Here is a 16,976-nt window from a genome sequence, read left to right as displayed (position 1 = left end):
ACGCCCTACTCCCCCTGAGTATTTTTCTACTGGGGGGTAGTATTCAACTACTGGGGGGGAGTACTATCTGCGCACCTTTTCCAGTGCGGATTTTGTAATGAACGATTTTGCTTCTCTTCTGCAACAGGGCAACGCATGGCTATTCATTCCCAGCGCGATCCTGCTCGGTGCCCTGCATGGTCTTGAGCCGGGCCACTCTAAAACAATGATGGCGGCCTTTATTGTGGCGATCCGTGGCACGCTGAAACAGGCGGTATTGTTGGGGCTGGCGGCCACGCTTTCCCATACCGCGGTAGTCTGGATCATTGCCATGGCGGGATTATGGTTTGGTCGCGGCTGGGATGCGCAAACCTCTGAACCCTGGTTCCAGCTTATCTCTGGGGTATTGATCGTTTTGATCGCGCTGTGGATGGCGTGGCGTACCTGGAAGGAGAATCAGCCGCACGATCATCATCACCACCATGACCATGACCATGACCATGACCATGACCACCATCATGATCATCACCACCATGAACATCAACTGGTTGCAGAGGAGTGGCAAGACGCCCACCAGCGCGCCCATGCGCAGGATATCAATCGTCGTTTTAACGGACAAAACGTCACCACCGGGCAAATTGCGATGTTTGGGCTGACCGGCGGGTTGATCCCCTGCCCGGCGTCAATCACCGTCCTGCTGATCTGCCTGCAGCTCAAGCACTTTGCCCTGGGCGCCACGCTGGTATTTAGCTTCAGTATTGGTCTGGCGTTAACGCTGGTGGCATCGGGCGCGATTGCCGCGTTAAGCCTTAAACATGCCACAAAACGCTGGCCGGGGTTCAGCGAGTTTTCACGCAAAGCACCGTGGTTCTCTGCGGCACTGATTATCCTGGTGGGGGGTTACATGATCCTGCACGGGTTAGGCGGTATTCTGGCCTGAACCAGGCGGCCAACGCGTGGCCGCCACCTAAGGTCAGTTGAGGTTCTGACGCCAGCTAAAGCGATAGCGAAGCTGGCGATTTTGCAGGATGAATTCCGGCGAGACGCTGGGGCTCCAGGAGTCATCTCCACCCACGCCCATATGGAACGCATCAAGATTGAGCCAATACCCCGGCTCGTCACGCAGCAGATGGTGATGGGTTGTCTCACGCAGCTGTTGCTGGCTGTAGCGGCTCGCAGAGAAATGGAACTGCCCGTTCAACTGATGCGTCCCCAGCACCAGTTCACGGGTATCGCACCGCAAGCCGTTTTCCGTCGGAAAGATGTACGGCGTATGCATTGCCTGCAGCGGCAACGTCCAGCGCCCCTGCTGTGCTGCCAGCTTTCTGTCCGGGTAGTTTTCATGCGGCCCCAGCCCCAGCCAGTGAACGGCTTCCGGCGGCCGGGCAAGATGCATGCTCAGGCCAATACGCGCAGGCTCCGGAATATCAGACGCAACCTCTACCTCAACCTCACCGTACAGCACACCCTGATCGTCCACTCGCCAGACTTTACGGCTCAGGAACAGCGCTTTGCCGAGATGTTCCCAGGCATGCAGCGTCGTGACTACCGCCTCGCGGGCATGCTGCTCTCCTTCACAACGCAGCAACCGCGGGGTGACGTCGTACATCCCCGCCGCCTTCCAGCGCTCCACCCATGCATTTGGATCGATACGCGTGGCCTCGCTGACCCCGATATCATTATCCAGCGGCGCGCGGGTAAAGTTATCCGTCAGCGGCGAGAGCAGCGTTTCAACGCCATTGTTCAGCCACTGCGTCAGGTGTCCTGAGGTACGGTCAACTATCCATCGCTGCTGCTGGTGCGTCAGGGTCAGCATCTCATCGGTTTGCGTCAGTACCGGCGGCACACCCACCGGTGCGGGCGGGGCGATAAACAACGGTGCCGGGAGTGGCCATTGATCCCACGCGCAGCGATGGTTTTCCGGTGACCACGGCGTCGCCTTCAGCTGGTACACCTCTACATTCAGCCAGACCTCGCCCGGCTCCGCCGTCAGCGCGGGCAGCGAGATGTCCAGACGCTGAGTCTCCTGAGGCGCGATGGAGAGCGTAACCTCCCCCTTAGCCAGCACCGTTCCGTCACGGGTCACCGACCATCTGAGCAGCTCGTTATCCGTATGACGGAACAGGTAATCGCTTTGCACGTCCACCACCAGCGGAGAAGTGCTTACCCGCGTAAAGGTGAAGAACTGCTGCGCACGCTGAGCCTCATACAGTGCCGGGTGCGGCGTGCGATCGGGGAATACCAGCCCGTTAAGGCAGAACTGTCGGTCATTGGGTGTATCACCAAAATCGCCGCCGTAGGCCCAGAACGGGGTGCCATTTTCATCTTTCTTCGTCAGCGCCTGGTCGACCCAGTCCCAGACAAATCCTCCCTGCAGACGCGGATGGCTACGAAACGCCTGCCAGTATCTGGCGAAGCCGCCAAAGCTGTTGCCCATTGCGTGGGCGTATTCGCAGAGGATCAGCGGTCGGGTTTCATCCGGCAACCCGATCCATTTTTTAATGGACCATTTCGGCACCGCCGGGAACGGCTGATCCTGATCAACACGGGCATACATCGGACAAATGATATCGGTCGCCGCCGTGTTCGCCCCACCGCCTTCATATTGAACCGGGCGCGTCGGATCGGCGGTTTTTAGCCAGCGATACAGCGCGTCGTGGTTTGCACCGTGACCAGACTCATTGCCCAGCGACCAGATGATAATGGACGGATGATTACGATCGCGTTGCACCATGCGGATCACGCGCTCGCTCATGGCGGGCAGCCAGCGGGGATCGTCAGCGAGACGGCTCATCGGCACCATGCCGTGGGTTTCGATATTGGCCTCGTCAACCACATACAGGCCATAGCGATCGCAAAGCCGGTACCACAGAGGATGGTTTGGGTAGTGCGAGCAGCGCACGGCGTTGAAGTTGTGCTGCTTCATGATTTCGATATCGCGACACATCGTCGCTTCGTCCATCACCTGGCCGTTTTCCGGGTGATGTTCATGCCGGTTGACCCCGCGGATCAGTAGTGGCTTGCCGTTGAGCTTCAGCAGGCCATTGCTGATTTCAACGCGGCGGAAGCCCACGTCACAGGCTTCAATCTCCAGCACCTCATCCTGCGGGTCCAGCAGCGCGATCGTCAGCCGATAAAGCGCTGGGGTCTCAGCACTCCATAAGGCGGGTGACGCAACCGGGATCGCCACCGTCAACCGCTCGGCCCAGTTGCCACGTTCATCCACAATGGCCGAGCCTGGCCGCCGGGTGGCGCTGGCACAGCGTTCACCGTTGCGCCAGAGCGTTATTGCCACCTCGCACTCCGCAAAGTGAGCGCCCGCCAGGGCGACATCTACCTTCAGCACGGCGCGATCCAGCTCCGCATTGAGGTCGGTGACCACCTGATAATCCGCGATGTACGTCTCCGGCTTATGCAGCAGCGACACATCGCGGAAAATCCCGCTCATGCGCCACATGTCCTGATCTTCCAGATAGCTTCCGTCGCACCAGCGCAAAACCATCACGGCCAGGCGGTTCTGGCCAGCACGCAACACGTCCGAGAGATCGAATTCGGCCGGCAGACGGCTGTCCTGGGAATACCCCACCCACTGACCGTTGCACCAGAGATGAAACGCCGAGTTCACGCCATCAAAGATAATGCGGGTTTGCCCGCCCTCGAGCCACGCGTCCTCCACTTCAAATGTGAGCGAGTAACAACCGACCGGATTCTCTGCCGGAACAAAGGGCGGATTGACGGGAATGGGATAGGTGACGTTGGTGTAAACAGGTGTATCAAACCCCTGCATCTGCCAGTTTGACGGCACCGGCATCGCAACGGCATCCGGGCAATCTTCGCCTGTCCATGCCTGCGGAACCTGCTCAGGTGCAGAAAAGAAGCTAAATCGCCACTCCCCATTCAGGGAACGTCGGCTGATGGATGCCGCATCCTCTCTGGCGGCGTGTTCATTACGCCAGCTGTGAAATGGCGCATGCGCCGCCAGCCGGTTCCACTGGGTGACGCCGGGATTTTCCCAGTCCCGACGGGCCAGAAGTGCGCTGAGAGTCAGCGAGACAGTATTGGACATGTTTTCCTCTTTGCGAAGCGCTCACAATTCCACTCAACATGCCCTGGCAAACTGCCGCGGTAAAGCGCGGGATCGCCGTGTAGCGAGTCAGATCACAAAAGTGTTACTGGCGGGCAAGTTGCTCTGCCAGCAGGGCCAGGCTTTTGAGCTGCTGCGCAAGATCCTCACGATCGGCCTGCTGAGGGGTGCGACGGGCACTGGATTGTCGGCTAATCAACGTGACGGGCAACTGAACCTGCCAGCAGGCTTCATGGCGGGCGGGAGTCAGCAGCCACTCCACACTTTGTTCACCTGCCTCGCGAAATGCCTGACGGATGGTGGTAAGCGGAGGTGAAAACCAGGCGCTGTCGGCGGTATCGTCAAACCCCACAATCGATATCTGGCCCGGGATCGTCACCCCTTTTTCCGCGCAGGCCCGCATCACCCCCAGCGCCATTTGATCGTTAGCCACCAGAATGGCGTCCGGTAACGTTGCAGCAGACAACAGCGCATGCCCCTTCTCATAACCGCAGGCTGCGCTCCAGTCGCCGTAGGCCACCGCCGCCGCCTCAAGGCCAGCTTCCGCCAGCGCGGCTTTCCATGCCGCCAGACGGGCACGAGCGGAAACAGAGCTTTCCGGCCCGCTCAGCAATGCAATACGCTGATGCCCGAGCGACAGCAAATGTTCAACGCCCAGACGAGCGCCCTGTTCAGCATTGAACACCAGGCTGTTGACCGCTGCCGACGGAGAGACATCCAGAAACAGCACCGGCACGGGCGACGCCAGTGCCTTGAGTTGTTCGGCATGGGGATCGTCAAACGGCACGTTCACCAGCAGGGCTTCCACGCGCTGTGCCAGCAGCTCCTGAAGCGCGGCCTGGCACTGTTGCGGATGTTCCACCATTGAGATCAGTACGCTCGCCCCCTTTTCTACCGCCCGGGATTTGACCGCAGAGACAATTTGCGAAGGCGCATGCAGCGCCAGATCGGTAGTGATCAGTCCCAGCGTACGGGTGCGCTTGCCCGCCAGCTGCTGCGCGCCACGGTTAGGAACATAGTGCAGCTCCGCCATGGCCTGCTGCACCTTTTCCCGTGTCCGGGCAGAAACATGCTCCGCGTCGTTAATCACACGGGAAACGGTTTGATAAGACACCCCCGCAAGGAGGGCAACATCATAGAGGGTAATGGCTTTCATGCGTTCCGGCTTGGTGTTAACAGAGCCGTCTATTGTGGCACAGCGCGGCCATTAATACCTGTGAGCGCTTCGCAAAATTAAACAACCCGCTCTGGCTGAGGAACGTTATCCGTACGCGGCTTCTGACGGAACCACGGCAAACAGAGCTGGATAAGCGGGCCGATGGTCAGGGCATACAGTACCGTCCCGACGCCAAACGTTCCGCCAAGGACGCAGCCAATCAGCAGAACACTCACTTCAATTGAGGTTCGAACGCTGCGGATTGACCACCCCAGCCGGGCGTGAATGCCGGTCATCAGTCCATCGCGTGGGCCCGCCCCGAACCCGGCACCGATATACATACCGGTTGCTATCGCGTTCAGCACAATGCCCCCAACCAGCAGAGCAATCCGAATGGGGAGAAGATCCAGCTCGGGGATAAGGGCCATCGAGGCATCCGCCGCCAGGCCAATACAGACTACGTTACTGAGCGTTCCCAGCCCAGGCATCTGACGCAGCGGGATCCACAGCAGCAGCACCGCAGCGCCGGTCAAAATAATCACCGTACCGATGGTCATCCCCAGCTGTAATCCCACCCCAAGGTGAAACACATCCCACGGGTCAACCCCCAGATCCGAACGAATAAACATCGCGGTTGAAAGCCCATACAGGCCTAAACCTACGTACAGTTGCAGCAGACGACGTACCATTTTAGCTTCTCCAGTGAACCAGGCTTTCATCTTGTTCGAAAATGGCACTATGATTAATGTCCAGTTTTCAAATAGTGGACTGCATATGTCATCACGCCGTTTCGGAAGTCAGTCGCTGGTTCGCCTTTTGGGCCACTGGCAACAAACCCCGTCCCGAACCCCGCTCTGGCGACAGCTGGCCGACGCGTTGCGCCTGCTGATCCTCGACGGCAGGCTGGCTTTGAGCACGCGCCTGCCCGGTGAACGTGAACTGGCCACGGCGTTAGATGTAAGCCGGACGACCATCAGCAGCGCGCTGGCCCATCTACGAGAGGAAGGGTATCTGGAGAGCCGCCACGGCAGCGGTTCACGCGTGATCCTGCCCGATACCCGTGCCGTACCGACGCTTTCAGCGGCAAGCGCAGCGCTGGATCTCTCCACTGCCGCCCTGAATGCCGGGCCAGAGATCCACCAGGCTTACACCTGGGCGCTCACCGCGATCACCCAGCATCTTACGCTGACCGGTTACGATCAGCTCGGCCTGACGGCTCTGCGCGACGCCATTGCCGCTCGCTATACCGCACGCGGGCTGCCGACCCGCGCAGACGAAGTGATGGTGGTTAATGGTGCCGTCAGCGGTTTTGCGCTGGTACTGCGGATGATGGCCAGCCCGGGCGATCGCGTCGTGGTCGATCATCCCACCTATCCGCTGGCGATTGCAGCCATCCAGGGGGCATCGTGTCGGCCGGTGGGCGTGTCGCTGCCGGAAAGCGGCTGGGATACGGATGGCTTTGCCGCCACGCTGGCACAGACAGCACCGCGCCTGGCGTACCTGATGCCGGATTTTCACAATCCAACAGGGCGATGCATGGATATCGCCACCCGTCAGGCAATAACCGACATTGCCGCTCGCACCCGTACCACGCTGGTGGTCGATGAAACGATGGTCGATCTCTGGTTTGAAGCACCGCCCCCGCCGCCGCTGGCGTCGTTTAACCAGCAGGCTACGGTGATCACCCTGGGTTCGGCGGGAAAAAGTTTCTGGGGTGGGCTGCGCCTCGGCTGGATCCGCGCCTCGTCGCGCACCATTGCCACACTTGCCCAGACGCGGGATACGCTGGATTTAGGCTCGCCGCTGCTGGAACAGCTGGCCACGCTGTGGCTTATCAACAATAGCGAGACATTTCTGCCTGCGCGCCGGAAAATACTGAAGGAGCGACGCGACCGCTGCGGTGAACTGCTGCGCGAACATTTTCCCCAGTGGCGGTTTCAGGAGGCGGAAGGCGGGCTATCCTACTGGATCGAGCTGCCGGGCATGCTGGCGACACAACTCGCCGCACGTGCAGAGATGTTGGGGATTAATCTGGGAACCGGCACACGCTTTGGGTTATCGGGTGCGTTTGACCGCTACTTACGCGTGCCCTTCTCGCTCGAGTCGGCAGAGCTTGAGCAGGCGTTGCTACGAATCAAACCGGTTTGGCTCGCATTAAATAAAACCGCGCCGTCGGTAAAACGCAGTCTTGTTTAATATAAAAGTTTGAAGTGGATCATAAAATAAAAACTGCTGACTGTCATACGGCAGTCAGCAGTTTTCACCAGTCAGGAATCAGTGCTGAGGAGGAATAGGAAAACCTTTCAGTGAAATAACAAAACTTTCACCGTCTTTCTTTATTTTTGCGCCGGTATCACACCAGTCAGACGCAATACGAAAGAACTCATCACTTCCTACATTCCAGCCAAGACGGACATGCTTCACGTAGCCTGAACGCAACAGATCGCAGGCTTCTTTGTAGTCACTGGCGGTCGATAGTTGTTGTTTCATTTTCTCTTCTTCAGAAGTTTACGTAGGGCTTTGATTTCTTTAGGAGTAAAAGGCGTTACACTCTCTTCTTCCGTATGCTGATTATCAATATCCTCTTCCGATACTCCCACCTCGTCTGCGGCTTCAAATGCCAGCAGCAGCAACTTCTCTGTGGTCACGCTTAAGTTTTCGTTATTCACTTCCGCATAGTGGCGAAGTCTTTCTTTTAGCGCTTCGTCAATCTTAACGTTTAATACCGCAGTAGCCATGATTGTCACTTCCCTTCGGAATAAGTGCTTTATTTAATACACGATGTTAACAATGTAATCCAGATATATATTTTTAACTTATGACAGAAAAAAGACGCCCAGAAATAAAATGACAGTCTATTATTACAAGTTTATGACAGTAATATTTCAGCGCGATGAAATATATATTACACCACGAATTAAACCCTGTTAATTCTGTGGAATAGCCATGCCGGAAGGAAGTAAAAAACGGGGAGATGTTGCCAGAAGCACAAATGGGTGGGGGCCCTGCCAGGTGCCGTTAGTACTAAATTGTGCTGGTTAATCAATTGATTATAGTGGTAGTACTACAACAGTACTGTACCACTCTCGATAGTACCGTCCAGCACAAAATCTTGCAAGGTAACGTGCTTTAAGGGTTGGGGACATGACATGTACTTTTCGAAATTTATAGTGTCGGAAGTGCTTATCCGATGTACATAAAAAAGGGGCGACAAGCCCCTTATTCAGTTACTTCTTGTCCTTTGGTGGACAAGGATCGTTACCATGCGAATCTTTTTTTGCGATCCTGCCATCCTTGTTATGGATCACAAGCTCACTTCTTTGATTTGTAGCAATCCCTCTTGCAGCTTCCACCGCAGATTGCTTTGTTGAATGAACGGATGTCGCTTTACTGTTTCCTGCACCCTTAACGGCCCAACCGCCATCATGAGGAACAACATGCTGATCTTTACCCATAATCGAACCCTCTATTTCCATGGAAACATCAGCATATAGCGACAAAACCAACCACTCAACACTACATATTGTGTTTAAATTGATTTTCATCACAAAAAGTGGATAGATATCGAAAGGATTCGTTCACTACAAAACTGTAAGTACCCTTCATTAACCCTATGCCGCTATATTTGTTAACAATCTGGCAGTGCTGGTCTACTCTGCCCTTTCTTACCCACTATTCTTCTGTAAGAGATGAGTTTTTAGCCACCTTTGCGATAGTAGCCCTTGAACAACCGATCAAAGCCTGAATTTTGCTCCAGCTTTTACCGTCAGACAGTAATTCTTGTACTTTATGATGCAAGTTCTCATCAACTGGACGACCACGATACTTTTTCTCTCTCTTGGCCTTTTCAATACCTTGCTTTTGTCGTCTGCGGCGATCTTCATAGTCCTTGCGACTGATTGCCGCCAGCATATCGAGCATCATTGAATTCATTGCTTCAAACATACGAGCGGTGAACTCATCCTGAACATGCAAAAGCTGATGGCTCGTAGGCAAATCTAACGATACAACCCTGATCCCCTTGGATTCGATGAGTGCTCGTAGGGTTTTCCAATCTTCTGCTGTGAGTCTAGAGATCCTATCGATCTGTTCACAAAGAATAATATCGCCCCGTTCAGCAATTTCTAAGAGTAAGAATAATTGAGGACGTTGGAGGCTTGCACCTGATTCATTCTCTTTGAAGTACTTTGATATTTTCAGATCATGTGAATGAGCAAAAGCCTCTAACTCTTTCAATGCCCTATTCGCATCTTGCTCTTTCGTGGATGCTCTTAGATATGCCCATACACGCATGATAACCACCATCAGTCTGCTTTAGGTGGTTCATTATATACAGTCTGTTTTAGGTTGTAAAACCAATTTAATGAACCACTTTGAATGGAGATCTGTGTAGGTCTGCTTGAGGTATACATATGATGCACTAGGAATACTGCACATCAATAACAATAAGTTACTATTTCCAATGAAATAATATCCATTTACGCATAGACAAATCGAGCTAACTGTCTGGCTTATAGAGAATTTTTCATGTTTAATTAGATGTATCGCAGTCGGCAGTGTTTATGTTAGTGACAACCTCTTCTAATTTTTTGTAAAGGTGCTGGTAGATAGATTCATTCGGAATATACTGTATGAATAACCAGTGCTGTGATTTGATTTCTTATAAGGACTTATCAGCAATGAGTGAACTTAAAGTTATATCACACGCAATGTTTAACATATCCGTAGAACAGGCAGAAGCAAGTAGGGTAGACCTTGAACACGGTGAGGGCGATTTTCAGAAGTATTGCGGCCAATTGTTAGATGAGTTACTGGAAAATACTCGCAGCAAATCCTTTAAATTCAGAGCAATAGAAGAATTTGTCCCTGCTCATCTTAACGTGCTTGTTAATGATCAAAACGAGTGGGACAAGAGAACACTTGGAATTGCTGAAAAACTTTTGTCCGTGGAAATAGATGCTCAAGATAAAATTAAGGCTATGAAGAAAAAAATTAAAAAAGGAGCCTTATTAATTTTATCACTTTCTCGTGACAATAATTTCAATTTCGTAATACTTAAAATTGAACATAGCGATTTTTTTGATGAGATAGAGTCAAAAATCAAAAAAGGACTTCCTCTTAATCGTCAAAGGCTCCAAAAATCATGTTTAGTTAGCTTCAGCAACACATATGATGTTGAAGAGATTCTTATATCGGATAGTGGAGCTTCAATTAGTGAATATTGGTGGAAAAACTTCCTCAGTACTATAGAACTTCAAAGTTCTGAACTTAATACAAAAAATGCGTTTGGTTCAATTGAAAACTTCCTTAAAAGGGAAGTAGAAAAGCACTCTTCCGTGGATTATTGGTATATGCGTAATGACATTATTGCTTACTTTAGAAACAATGAGCAATTTGCATACGATGAATTAGTAGAGAAAGTACGTTCACATAAGCCAGAAAGCCCTGCTATTGATGAACGTTTCGACCAAATAATCGAGAAATTTAAAGCATTACCAGATCATAAAAACTCGAAATTTGATAGGCAATTTCAATTAGAACCAAATGTAATTCGTGCTAGAATAAAGAAAACAATAGCTTTGTCGGACAACATTGAATTAAGAATCAACGGGGAAGTTGCTGATTTCCGTAAAAAAATTGTTCCCGAATCAGATGCGTTAGGTAAATATCTGAAAATCTACTCAGATACTGGTTACGAAGAATTTAGTGCAGGAAAAGAAGATAACGTATGAATATAGTATCTAAAATAGCCGATTTATTCATGCCATCGCAAGAAGTTTCTTCTTGCGACAACTTTCATTTATTTAAGGCTGAATATCGTATTTTAGAAACTACTATCCATCAAGATTATTCTCAACGGGTGGAAGAATTAACAAATGAAGTCATAGCTAACAATCTAGATATTGAAATTGACTTTAAGTTTCAGACTTGTGATTCATTCACCCTTCTTATTTCCCCAGAATATTGTAGTGATCTTCAACAAGTTAAAGATAAAATTGACAATGCTATTCAATTTTCAGAAACTGATGATACCATTATTATTTGCATTTCTATTGATAAAAAAATCGCCTTAGATAAAGACAATAAAATACATATATTTAACTTTGATAATTTCATCAAAAATGTCTTTGGGGCGAATGTATCCAGTATTCTGACATATCTTAACTGCTTTGATCTACATAAGGAGTTGCTTTTTAATGTCTGGGACGACATTAACTCCTTTGGTAGTGAAACAATCAAATTTGTTAGCCAAAAAGATTTGGTTGGTTCTAATACTCTCAGCATAGCCCGGGATTCCATCATCTCAAAAAGAAATAAAAGCTGCCATTTTATAAATGATTCACAATATAAATTCATTCCCGATGATTTTTTCCTGTCCCCTTCAGGGTCTTGTCATTCTGATATAAAAAACACATTTGATTCTCTATTAACAACTTTTCTCATTGTTTATCTCGCTGATACATCTGAAATTTCAGTTGAGAATGATAGTAATGATTTATATATTGATTATAAATTCAAAGGTTATAGACTAATCAGTGAAGTTATTGCAATAAATGACATGAGCAATAACAGTACAAGTGAGCTTTTCGATATTTACAAGTGGGTCTATAATAGCGGCAACTTCATAGATAAAATTGGTCTTGCTCGAAATATAATATCCATTCATATGGTGGATAAGAGTATGACATCGATAAATCATGGCACATTAAAGTCCATAGAATCGGGCTATGACATATACCTTAAGGATAATGTAAAGCAATACATTGAAATAAAAAATAAAATCTCTGAGTTTCTCGTTGGGCAATCAGACAAAGCATCTGACATTACTAAAAACATGTTTTCCACCTTCAAAACTAGTTTTTGGAGTATTATAACATTCTTTATTTCGGTATTTCTCATTAAGATAATCACATCTAATAGTTATAGAGGAACTGTAACCTTAGAAACTCTAGTTGTAACTCTGGTGTTTATTTTATTCTCTGTTGTCTATTGGTATTTTACAAATAAAGAAGTATTGGAAGAAAAAGATAGATTACTCAGCCGTTATGACACAATCAAAAACAGATATAAAGATCTTCTTAATGAAGACGATTTAAATAACATAATTAATACAGAAAAATTAAAAGCAGATGACACTGCATACATAGAGTCCCGACGGAAAAGATTTTCAATTATTTGGAATAGTTTTAATGCTGTTATTGCAATAGTGGTATTGGGGTTGTTTTGCTTAGATAATAATATGTCACCGAGTAATAAATTAGAAGAAGAGGTAAAAGCACAGCCACAGCCACAGCCACAGCCACAGCCACAGCCACAGCCACAGCCACAAAATACAAAGCAGAAATTGCAAAATCAAGATCTAAATACAAATTAAGTGATATTTTAATTCGTGTAGAAAAAAATAGCCTTTATTTTTATTTGCGTAAACGATTCCTTTACTTTTAGCACTAAAAGCAAGAAAACTATAATTTTATAATTTTCTTTGTTTAAGGCCAGTAATGTTATCGGCGTTTCAATTGTCCTCGACGAAGGCCGCTTCCGCGACCTTATCTAGCTCGTGTTCATTGAGAACGGTCAACTATCATGTATGTTGGTTGACACAGGCTGCCGCGTTCCTGTAACCAGTAGTAATCAAGATCCGCAACACGCATATCCAATCCCGAATCCACACGATTGATCTGTAACCGCAGCCCTACAGTATCTTTGTACGATAAACCAGATTTAACATTGTACTTGTACTTAACCCCGCTTTCTTCTTCAAAAGATTTGAGATAAGGGGTGATTTGCTTCTGAATTTCTTTCAAACAAATAACTTCCCCATCAATTACGAACGGCTTTTCAGTTTTACCGTCAGGAATAGTAGCCGCAATTGTGGTTAATGGAACTATCGACAACAGTACTGATAATGCTCTTTTCATCTGTTCTTCCCCTTGAATATAATCATTGTTTAGAACAAATTTGTGTAATGGTTGCATTATGGTTAAATTCAACATCAATTACTTTTATATTATTATCATTAAGTACAGATACAAAATAATTACTTGACGAATTTCCGTACTTCCTTGAACCATCTGCTGCAATCTTGTTGAATTTAGCAGTATACACACTATCTTTATCGCCGGGAATTGGCATTCGACTGATTAATTCATTATCGGATATAGTATAATAAATTAAAATTCCTTTATCTGAATAGTAACCTGAATCGCTTTTTGTTCCCTGTCGAGTTTGTATTATTGCATCGAACTTATCGCATTTATAAACATTGGTTTTGGCCTTTTCAGTACTGGTAGACGTTGAAGCCTTTGCATCAGTACTTTTATCTTGTGAAACAACCCCGGAACCGATACCTACCGAAACGACAAAGACAATAAAACTCATGCCTAACGACGTAATCAAAGTACGGAACTTTCCCCGACCTTTATTTCTGGAATAGTTTGAAACTTTCCTGAAAGTAAGTACTGCAAGGATCACACAAATGATGAAAACGACAAGCCCGGCCATAAAATCCCTCAAACGTTGTGTATCAAAGGCAATCATAGTATCACTTCGCAATACATTGATCGCCAAAAACGATCAATTTTTAATTTTTGATCGTTTAAATCTATCGATATCTATTAATTGAAGGAAAATCAATAGGTAAAAACGATCAGACGTTGGTCAGTACTTCGGAAACACCAGAAGTATGGTTTGGGTCTGCCGTTTAAACGCCCTCAGAAAACCGCTAAGGTCTCTTTATCGCATATGGCTTGGGATTTCAGCCTTTGGCTAAAATCGCTTTCAGGGGGGCTTCTTGTGCGTTTTGTCGGGAACACCATCATGGAGGGGGATAAATCGGATCGAAGTCGCTTCGCTCTGGTCAGTACTGGAAGGGTTAGCTTATCTGGCGAGGGAAGATGGTTGGTTTTGTGGACAAGAATAACTGCCGTTTTGAGTATTACCCCTCACACCCAACAAACCTACCCATTAGCAAGGGGGAGTACTTTCTCGTAGTATACAGAACGAATAAATTCTTTGTATACTTCCGTTTTATCCTAAAGCGATTTGATTATGGACGAGAATAATAAAGAAGTTATTGAAATAAGACCAGAAGATAAGGACTTTTTCGCAGAATTTATTGATTGTGAAGGTCCAATCATCCAAGATTCAATTGATCATAAAAAAATCACCCTTGCACTTGATAAAGCCCACGACATAAGAAAGTTTGAAATAGATCTCTATTGGAAGCGTGCTACATACTTCTTCGCATTCTTCACTGTAATAACAGCTGCATTTGGTTATTTGTTCACCCATAAAAACTATACTTTCTTAGCCCCTGCACTTGCGATCATTGGTTCTGTTTTTGCTTTATGTTTTTGTTATGTGAATATCGGTAGTAAGTATTGGCAAGAAAACTGGGAGTTTATAATTGATAAAATTGAATATTATGTCACAGGAAACCTTTATAAACTTTTCTTCTTCGAAAACCATAGAACCAAACGCCCATCAGTCACTAAGATTAATATATTTCTAAGCAAGCTAATTATAGCTATATGGTACGCTTGCTTTATACTTTCCATGCACCAGATATGGAATCAAAGCATGGTATTAAATGTCTCTTATATTATCCTTATCATATATAGCACTGGAACGACCTTATATTACTGCGATAAAACTGTTGCAGACATATCGAACAATGATAAAGAATCACCACGATTCTTTAGATTCAGAAATCCTAATTACATAAAATCATAAACATGGGGGCATTTGATGCCCCTTGTAAATTGATAATCCGACCTAAAAATACTTTGAGTACTTCATTTGTCAGTACTGTTATCTGTCTGAGCGAGAGCGAGTAAGGGCTTTGGCGTTCTTTCGAGTACTGGCGAGAAAAACGCAAAGTTACGATCTAATATTTGGTTTTTATAGAGACTAACGAGCAAAGCGAGTTAGGCTCTTTAGAAACTGAATATCAGTAAGACAAATACATTTAAAATATCAGTCAAAGGTAATATTATATTAAGTTACGGTTATTCATTTTACTGAATAGAATATGCGTAAGATACTGATTTCACATGCCTTTACCCGCATAACCACTCACTAGCAACTACAATAACCGTATTTTTCAGTTTTAAGTTACGGTTATAGTTATGTTTAAGTAACTGTTCGTAGATATGCGATTAGAGCTTTCGCCGAGGCTTTACTGTCCAATAGTTCCTGTACTGCGTTATGCTGTTCATCAGTCAATGGCTTACCAGGTGATGCTTTCTTTAATCCACATAGTATTCCCCCCTCTTCTACAAACTTATCCAGTGCTGTAGCAACTGCGGTACAGGCTAATTTGTATTTCTCGATAGAAGATTCACTTGCTGCTAATGTCTTCATCTGTTCTGAACGGGTTAAGATAAGATAATACTTAACCTGTACTTTTGAAAGCTCTGTAGCGTGTTTGACGATGTAGAAGACATCTTTAACAGGTAACTTGTACTTTCCCAATGATTTACACTCTTGAATCGTCTGGTTAATTATTAGAGTTGCTTCTGATGTTAGGCCACTGTAAGTAACACGTTTTAATGCTTCTTCTAACTTTTTATTGTCATAAATCCTTTCTTTTTTTGCCATGATAAATACCCCTATGGAAGATGTTAATTAATATTGCCCTGATGTATTCCTAATACTCAGGCTTTCTATTTCAGAAGAAAATGGGCGGGGTTTATACTCCACGTACCTTCTTGAACCATTCACTATACTCTGGCACTTTATTTTTGCGTAGATTGCTAATGAAATCTTTATCGCAATTCACTTTAAGTAAATTACAAATCCTGGCACTTGTCATATCACCTAGTAGGATATTCTCGTACTGAGAGAATGTTAGTTGAATGAAATTAACCTTTTCTTTTTTTCGTACTGATTTGTTCAATGACTTCCTATTAGTCCTGATCTTATTTTTGGTTTGTATTTTACCGTTTTTCTTTGACATTTTGTCACTCCTCTAAATTAAAACTCATCTCATGGTTAACCTCCTACGGCTGCTGTTTATGTTCGATTGGCTATATGTTAACGGGCAAAATTGCCCCAATCAAGGAATAGTTGCAACTTTTTCTTGACAATATCATTACTATTCAAGTCAAAAAATCATATATCATTTAGGCACTATCTTTGTACTTTTTAACTGGTACATTATTAGATGATTTAGCGAGTATCTTTGTACTTTCTTACTGATACATTCGTAAATTGTTTTAGAAGTATTCATGTATTTTCTAAGTGGTGCATAAATTTATGCGACCTTGCGGTCAGGCAGGATATAAAAAAGAAAAATCAATAAACATAATAATAAATCTATTGAAACACGTTACCTTGCAAGATTTTGTGCTGGACGGTACTATCGAGAGTGGTACAGTACTGTTGTAGTACTACCACTATAATCAATTGATTAACCAGCACAATTTAGTACTAACGGCACCTGGCAGGGCCCCCACCCATTTCTGGGTAAGTACTTGATAGCTATACGCTATAGTACTGAAATCTCTCCTCCATAGCCTTAGTGGTACAAAAACTGTGTATCACCAGTAGGCTACACGATGTCCCTTATGCTCTCCCGTCACTAAGCAGGCTCTCAGCGATGAGTCTGCTTAGTACGAATCAAATATGTTCTAATAAATCATATAGTTGAGATGACCTGCTCCCCGTTGATTAGTACACCCCGATGTTAGTAATGTCTTCATAAGCCACATGAGGACATCCCCATGAAGAAGCGTTTTTCCGACGAACAGATCATCA

Annotated in this window: 15 protein-coding genes; 5 read left to right on the top strand and 10 right to left on the bottom strand. The window is 46.6% G+C overall.

The window, feature by feature from the left end; translation table 11 throughout:
• Positions 1-97 precede the first annotated feature (97 nt).
• Complete coding sequence (locus ACOTX3_RS15380) at positions 98-919, top strand: nickel/cobalt efflux protein RcnA (protein ID WP_045292924.1); 822 nt, start codon at positions 98-100, stop codon at positions 917-919.
• 33 nt (positions 920-952) lie between these two features.
• On the opposite strand, the gene ACOTX3_RS15375 is transcribed toward ACOTX3_RS15380, so the two are convergent.
• From ACOTX3_RS15375 to ACOTX3_RS15365, 3 genes are all read right to left on the bottom strand, one after another.
• A complete protein-coding gene (locus ACOTX3_RS15375) occupies positions 953-4,045 on the bottom strand; it encodes a beta-galactosidase (protein ID WP_127869091.1) in 3,093 nt (1,030 codons plus the stop codon).
• A gap of 103 nt (positions 4,046-4,148) precedes the next feature.
• The gene (locus ACOTX3_RS15370; RefSeq protein ID WP_058679167.1) at positions 4,149-5,219 is read right to left on the bottom strand and encodes a LacI family DNA-binding transcriptional regulator; all 1,071 of its coding nucleotides are present in this window, start codon (positions 5,217-5,219) and stop codon (positions 4,149-4,151) included.
• Positions 5,220-5,296: 77 nt separating this feature from the next.
• Positions 5,297-5,908: a YczE/YyaS/YitT family protein gene (locus ACOTX3_RS15365; protein WP_013095879.1), complete on the bottom strand. Its 612-nt coding sequence runs from the start codon at positions 5,906-5,908 to the stop codon at positions 5,297-5,299.
• Between the two features lie 85 nt (positions 5,909-5,993).
• Between ACOTX3_RS15365 and ACOTX3_RS15360 the strand changes: the two genes are divergently transcribed.
• Positions 5,994-7,415 (top strand): PLP-dependent aminotransferase family protein, encoded by a 1,422-nt coding sequence (locus ACOTX3_RS15360; protein ID WP_058679168.1) that lies wholly within the window; start codon positions 5,994-5,996, stop codon positions 7,413-7,415.
• Between the two features lie 78 nt (positions 7,416-7,493).
• On the opposite strand, the gene ACOTX3_RS15355 is transcribed toward ACOTX3_RS15360, so the two are convergent.
• The 4 genes from ACOTX3_RS15355 to ACOTX3_RS15340 form a co-directional block, all read right to left on the bottom strand.
• Positions 7,494-7,709 carry a hypothetical protein gene (locus ACOTX3_RS15355; protein WP_013095877.1) on the bottom strand — a complete coding sequence of 72 codons (216 nt, stop codon included), beginning with the start codon at positions 7,707-7,709 and terminating at the stop codon, positions 7,494-7,496.
• Positions 7,706-7,957: a hypothetical protein gene (locus ACOTX3_RS15350; RefSeq protein ID WP_020686138.1), complete on the bottom strand. Its 252-nt coding sequence runs from the start codon at positions 7,955-7,957 to the stop codon at positions 7,706-7,708. The genes ACOTX3_RS15355 and ACOTX3_RS15350 overlap by 4 nt, the downstream gene beginning before the upstream one ends.
• Positions 7,958-8,446: 489 nt before the next feature.
• Entirely contained in the window at positions 8,447-8,674 is a 228-nt protein-coding gene (locus tag ACOTX3_RS15345) for a DUF2188 domain-containing protein (protein WP_176601164.1), read from the bottom strand.
• Positions 8,675-8,891: 217 nt separating this feature from the next.
• Positions 8,892-9,512 carry a recombinase family protein gene (locus ACOTX3_RS15340; RefSeq protein ID WP_044263717.1) on the bottom strand — a complete coding sequence of 207 codons (621 nt, stop codon included), beginning with the start codon at positions 9,510-9,512 and terminating at the stop codon, positions 8,892-8,894.
• Positions 9,513-9,898: 386 nt separating this feature from the next.
• On the opposite strand from ACOTX3_RS15340, the gene ACOTX3_RS15335 reads away from it, so the two are divergent.
• Positions 9,899-10,951 (top strand): hypothetical protein, encoded by a 1,053-nt coding sequence (locus ACOTX3_RS15335; protein WP_421631621.1) that lies wholly within the window; start codon positions 9,899-9,901, stop codon positions 10,949-10,951.
• Positions 10,948-12,594 carry a hypothetical protein gene (locus ACOTX3_RS15330; RefSeq protein ID WP_421634978.1) on the top strand — a complete coding sequence of 549 codons (1,647 nt, stop codon included), beginning with the start codon at positions 10,948-10,950 and terminating at the stop codon, positions 12,592-12,594. The genes ACOTX3_RS15335 and ACOTX3_RS15330 overlap by 4 nt, the downstream gene beginning before the upstream one ends.
• A gap of 187 nt (positions 12,595-12,781) precedes the next feature.
• Here ACOTX3_RS15330 and ACOTX3_RS15325 read toward each other — a convergent pair whose 3' ends face one another.
• Positions 12,782-13,138 carry a hypothetical protein gene (locus ACOTX3_RS15325; protein WP_058679171.1) on the bottom strand — a complete coding sequence of 119 codons (357 nt, stop codon included), beginning with the start codon at positions 13,136-13,138 and terminating at the stop codon, positions 12,782-12,784.
• 22 nt (positions 13,139-13,160) lie between these two features.
• A complete protein-coding gene (locus ACOTX3_RS15320) occupies positions 13,161-13,757 on the bottom strand; it encodes a hypothetical protein (protein WP_058679172.1) in 597 nt (198 codons plus the stop codon).
• Between the two features lie 510 nt (positions 13,758-14,267).
• Between ACOTX3_RS15320 and ACOTX3_RS15315 the strand changes: the two genes are divergently transcribed.
• The gene (locus ACOTX3_RS15315; protein WP_058679173.1) at positions 14,268-14,951 is read left to right on the top strand and encodes a hypothetical protein; all 684 of its coding nucleotides are present in this window, start codon (positions 14,268-14,270) and stop codon (positions 14,949-14,951) included.
• Between the two features lie 399 nt (positions 14,952-15,350).
• Here ACOTX3_RS15315 and ACOTX3_RS15310 read toward each other — a convergent pair whose 3' ends face one another.
• The gene (locus ACOTX3_RS15310) at positions 15,351-15,818 is read right to left on the bottom strand and encodes a hypothetical protein (RefSeq protein ID WP_058679670.1); all 468 of its coding nucleotides are present in this window, start codon (positions 15,816-15,818) and stop codon (positions 15,351-15,353) included.
• Positions 15,819-16,976 lie beyond the last annotated feature (1,158 nt).

The organism is Enterobacter cloacae complex sp. IR5384 (assembly GCF_049237265.1).
Classification (GTDB): domain Bacteria; phylum Pseudomonadota; class Gammaproteobacteria; order Enterobacterales; family Enterobacteriaceae; genus Enterobacter; species Enterobacter cloacae.
This window is presented reverse-complemented; position numbering and strand designations above follow the sequence as displayed.

Coding starts and splice junctions, on each gene's coding strand:
- ACOTX3_RS15380 (WP_045292924.1), top strand. CDS start 98: ATGAACGATTTTGCTTCTCTTCTGCAACAGGGCAACGCATGGCTATTC.
- ACOTX3_RS15375 (WP_127869091.1), bottom strand. CDS start 4,045: ATGTCCAATACTGTCTCGCTGACTCTCAGCGCACTTCTGGCCCGTCGG.
- ACOTX3_RS15370 (WP_058679167.1), bottom strand. CDS start 5,219: ATGAAAGCCATTACCCTCTATGATGTTGCCCTCCTTGCGGGGGTGTCT.
- ACOTX3_RS15365 (WP_013095879.1), bottom strand. CDS start 5,908: ATGGTACGTCGTCTGCTGCAACTGTACGTAGGTTTAGGCCTGTATGGG.
- ACOTX3_RS15360 (WP_058679168.1), top strand. CDS start 5,994: ATGTCATCACGCCGTTTCGGAAGTCAGTCGCTGGTTCGCCTTTTGGGC.
- ACOTX3_RS15355 (WP_013095877.1), bottom strand. CDS start 7,709: ATGAAACAACAACTATCGACCGCCAGTGACTACAAAGAAGCCTGCGAT.
- ACOTX3_RS15350 (WP_020686138.1), bottom strand. CDS start 7,957: ATGGCTACTGCGGTATTAAACGTTAAGATTGACGAAGCGCTAAAAGAA.
- ACOTX3_RS15345 (WP_176601164.1), bottom strand. CDS start 8,674: ATGGGTAAAGATCAGCATGTTGTTCCTCATGATGGCGGTTGGGCCGTT.
- ACOTX3_RS15340 (WP_044263717.1), bottom strand. CDS start 9,512: ATGCGTGTATGGGCATATCTAAGAGCATCCACGAAAGAGCAAGATGCG.
- ACOTX3_RS15335 (WP_421631621.1), top strand. CDS start 9,899: ATGAGTGAACTTAAAGTTATATCACACGCAATGTTTAACATATCCGTA.
- ACOTX3_RS15330 (WP_421634978.1), top strand. CDS start 10,948: ATGAATATAGTATCTAAAATAGCCGATTTATTCATGCCATCGCAAGAA.
- ACOTX3_RS15325 (WP_058679171.1), bottom strand. CDS start 13,138: ATGAAAAGAGCATTATCAGTACTGTTGTCGATAGTTCCATTAACCACA.
- ACOTX3_RS15320 (WP_058679172.1), bottom strand. CDS start 13,757: ATGATTGCCTTTGATACACAACGTTTGAGGGATTTTATGGCCGGGCTT.
- ACOTX3_RS15315 (WP_058679173.1), top strand. CDS start 14,268: ATGGACGAGAATAATAAAGAAGTTATTGAAATAAGACCAGAAGATAAG.
- ACOTX3_RS15310 (WP_058679670.1), bottom strand. CDS start 15,818: ATGGCAAAAAAAGAAAGGATTTATGACAATAAAAAGTTAGAAGAAGCA.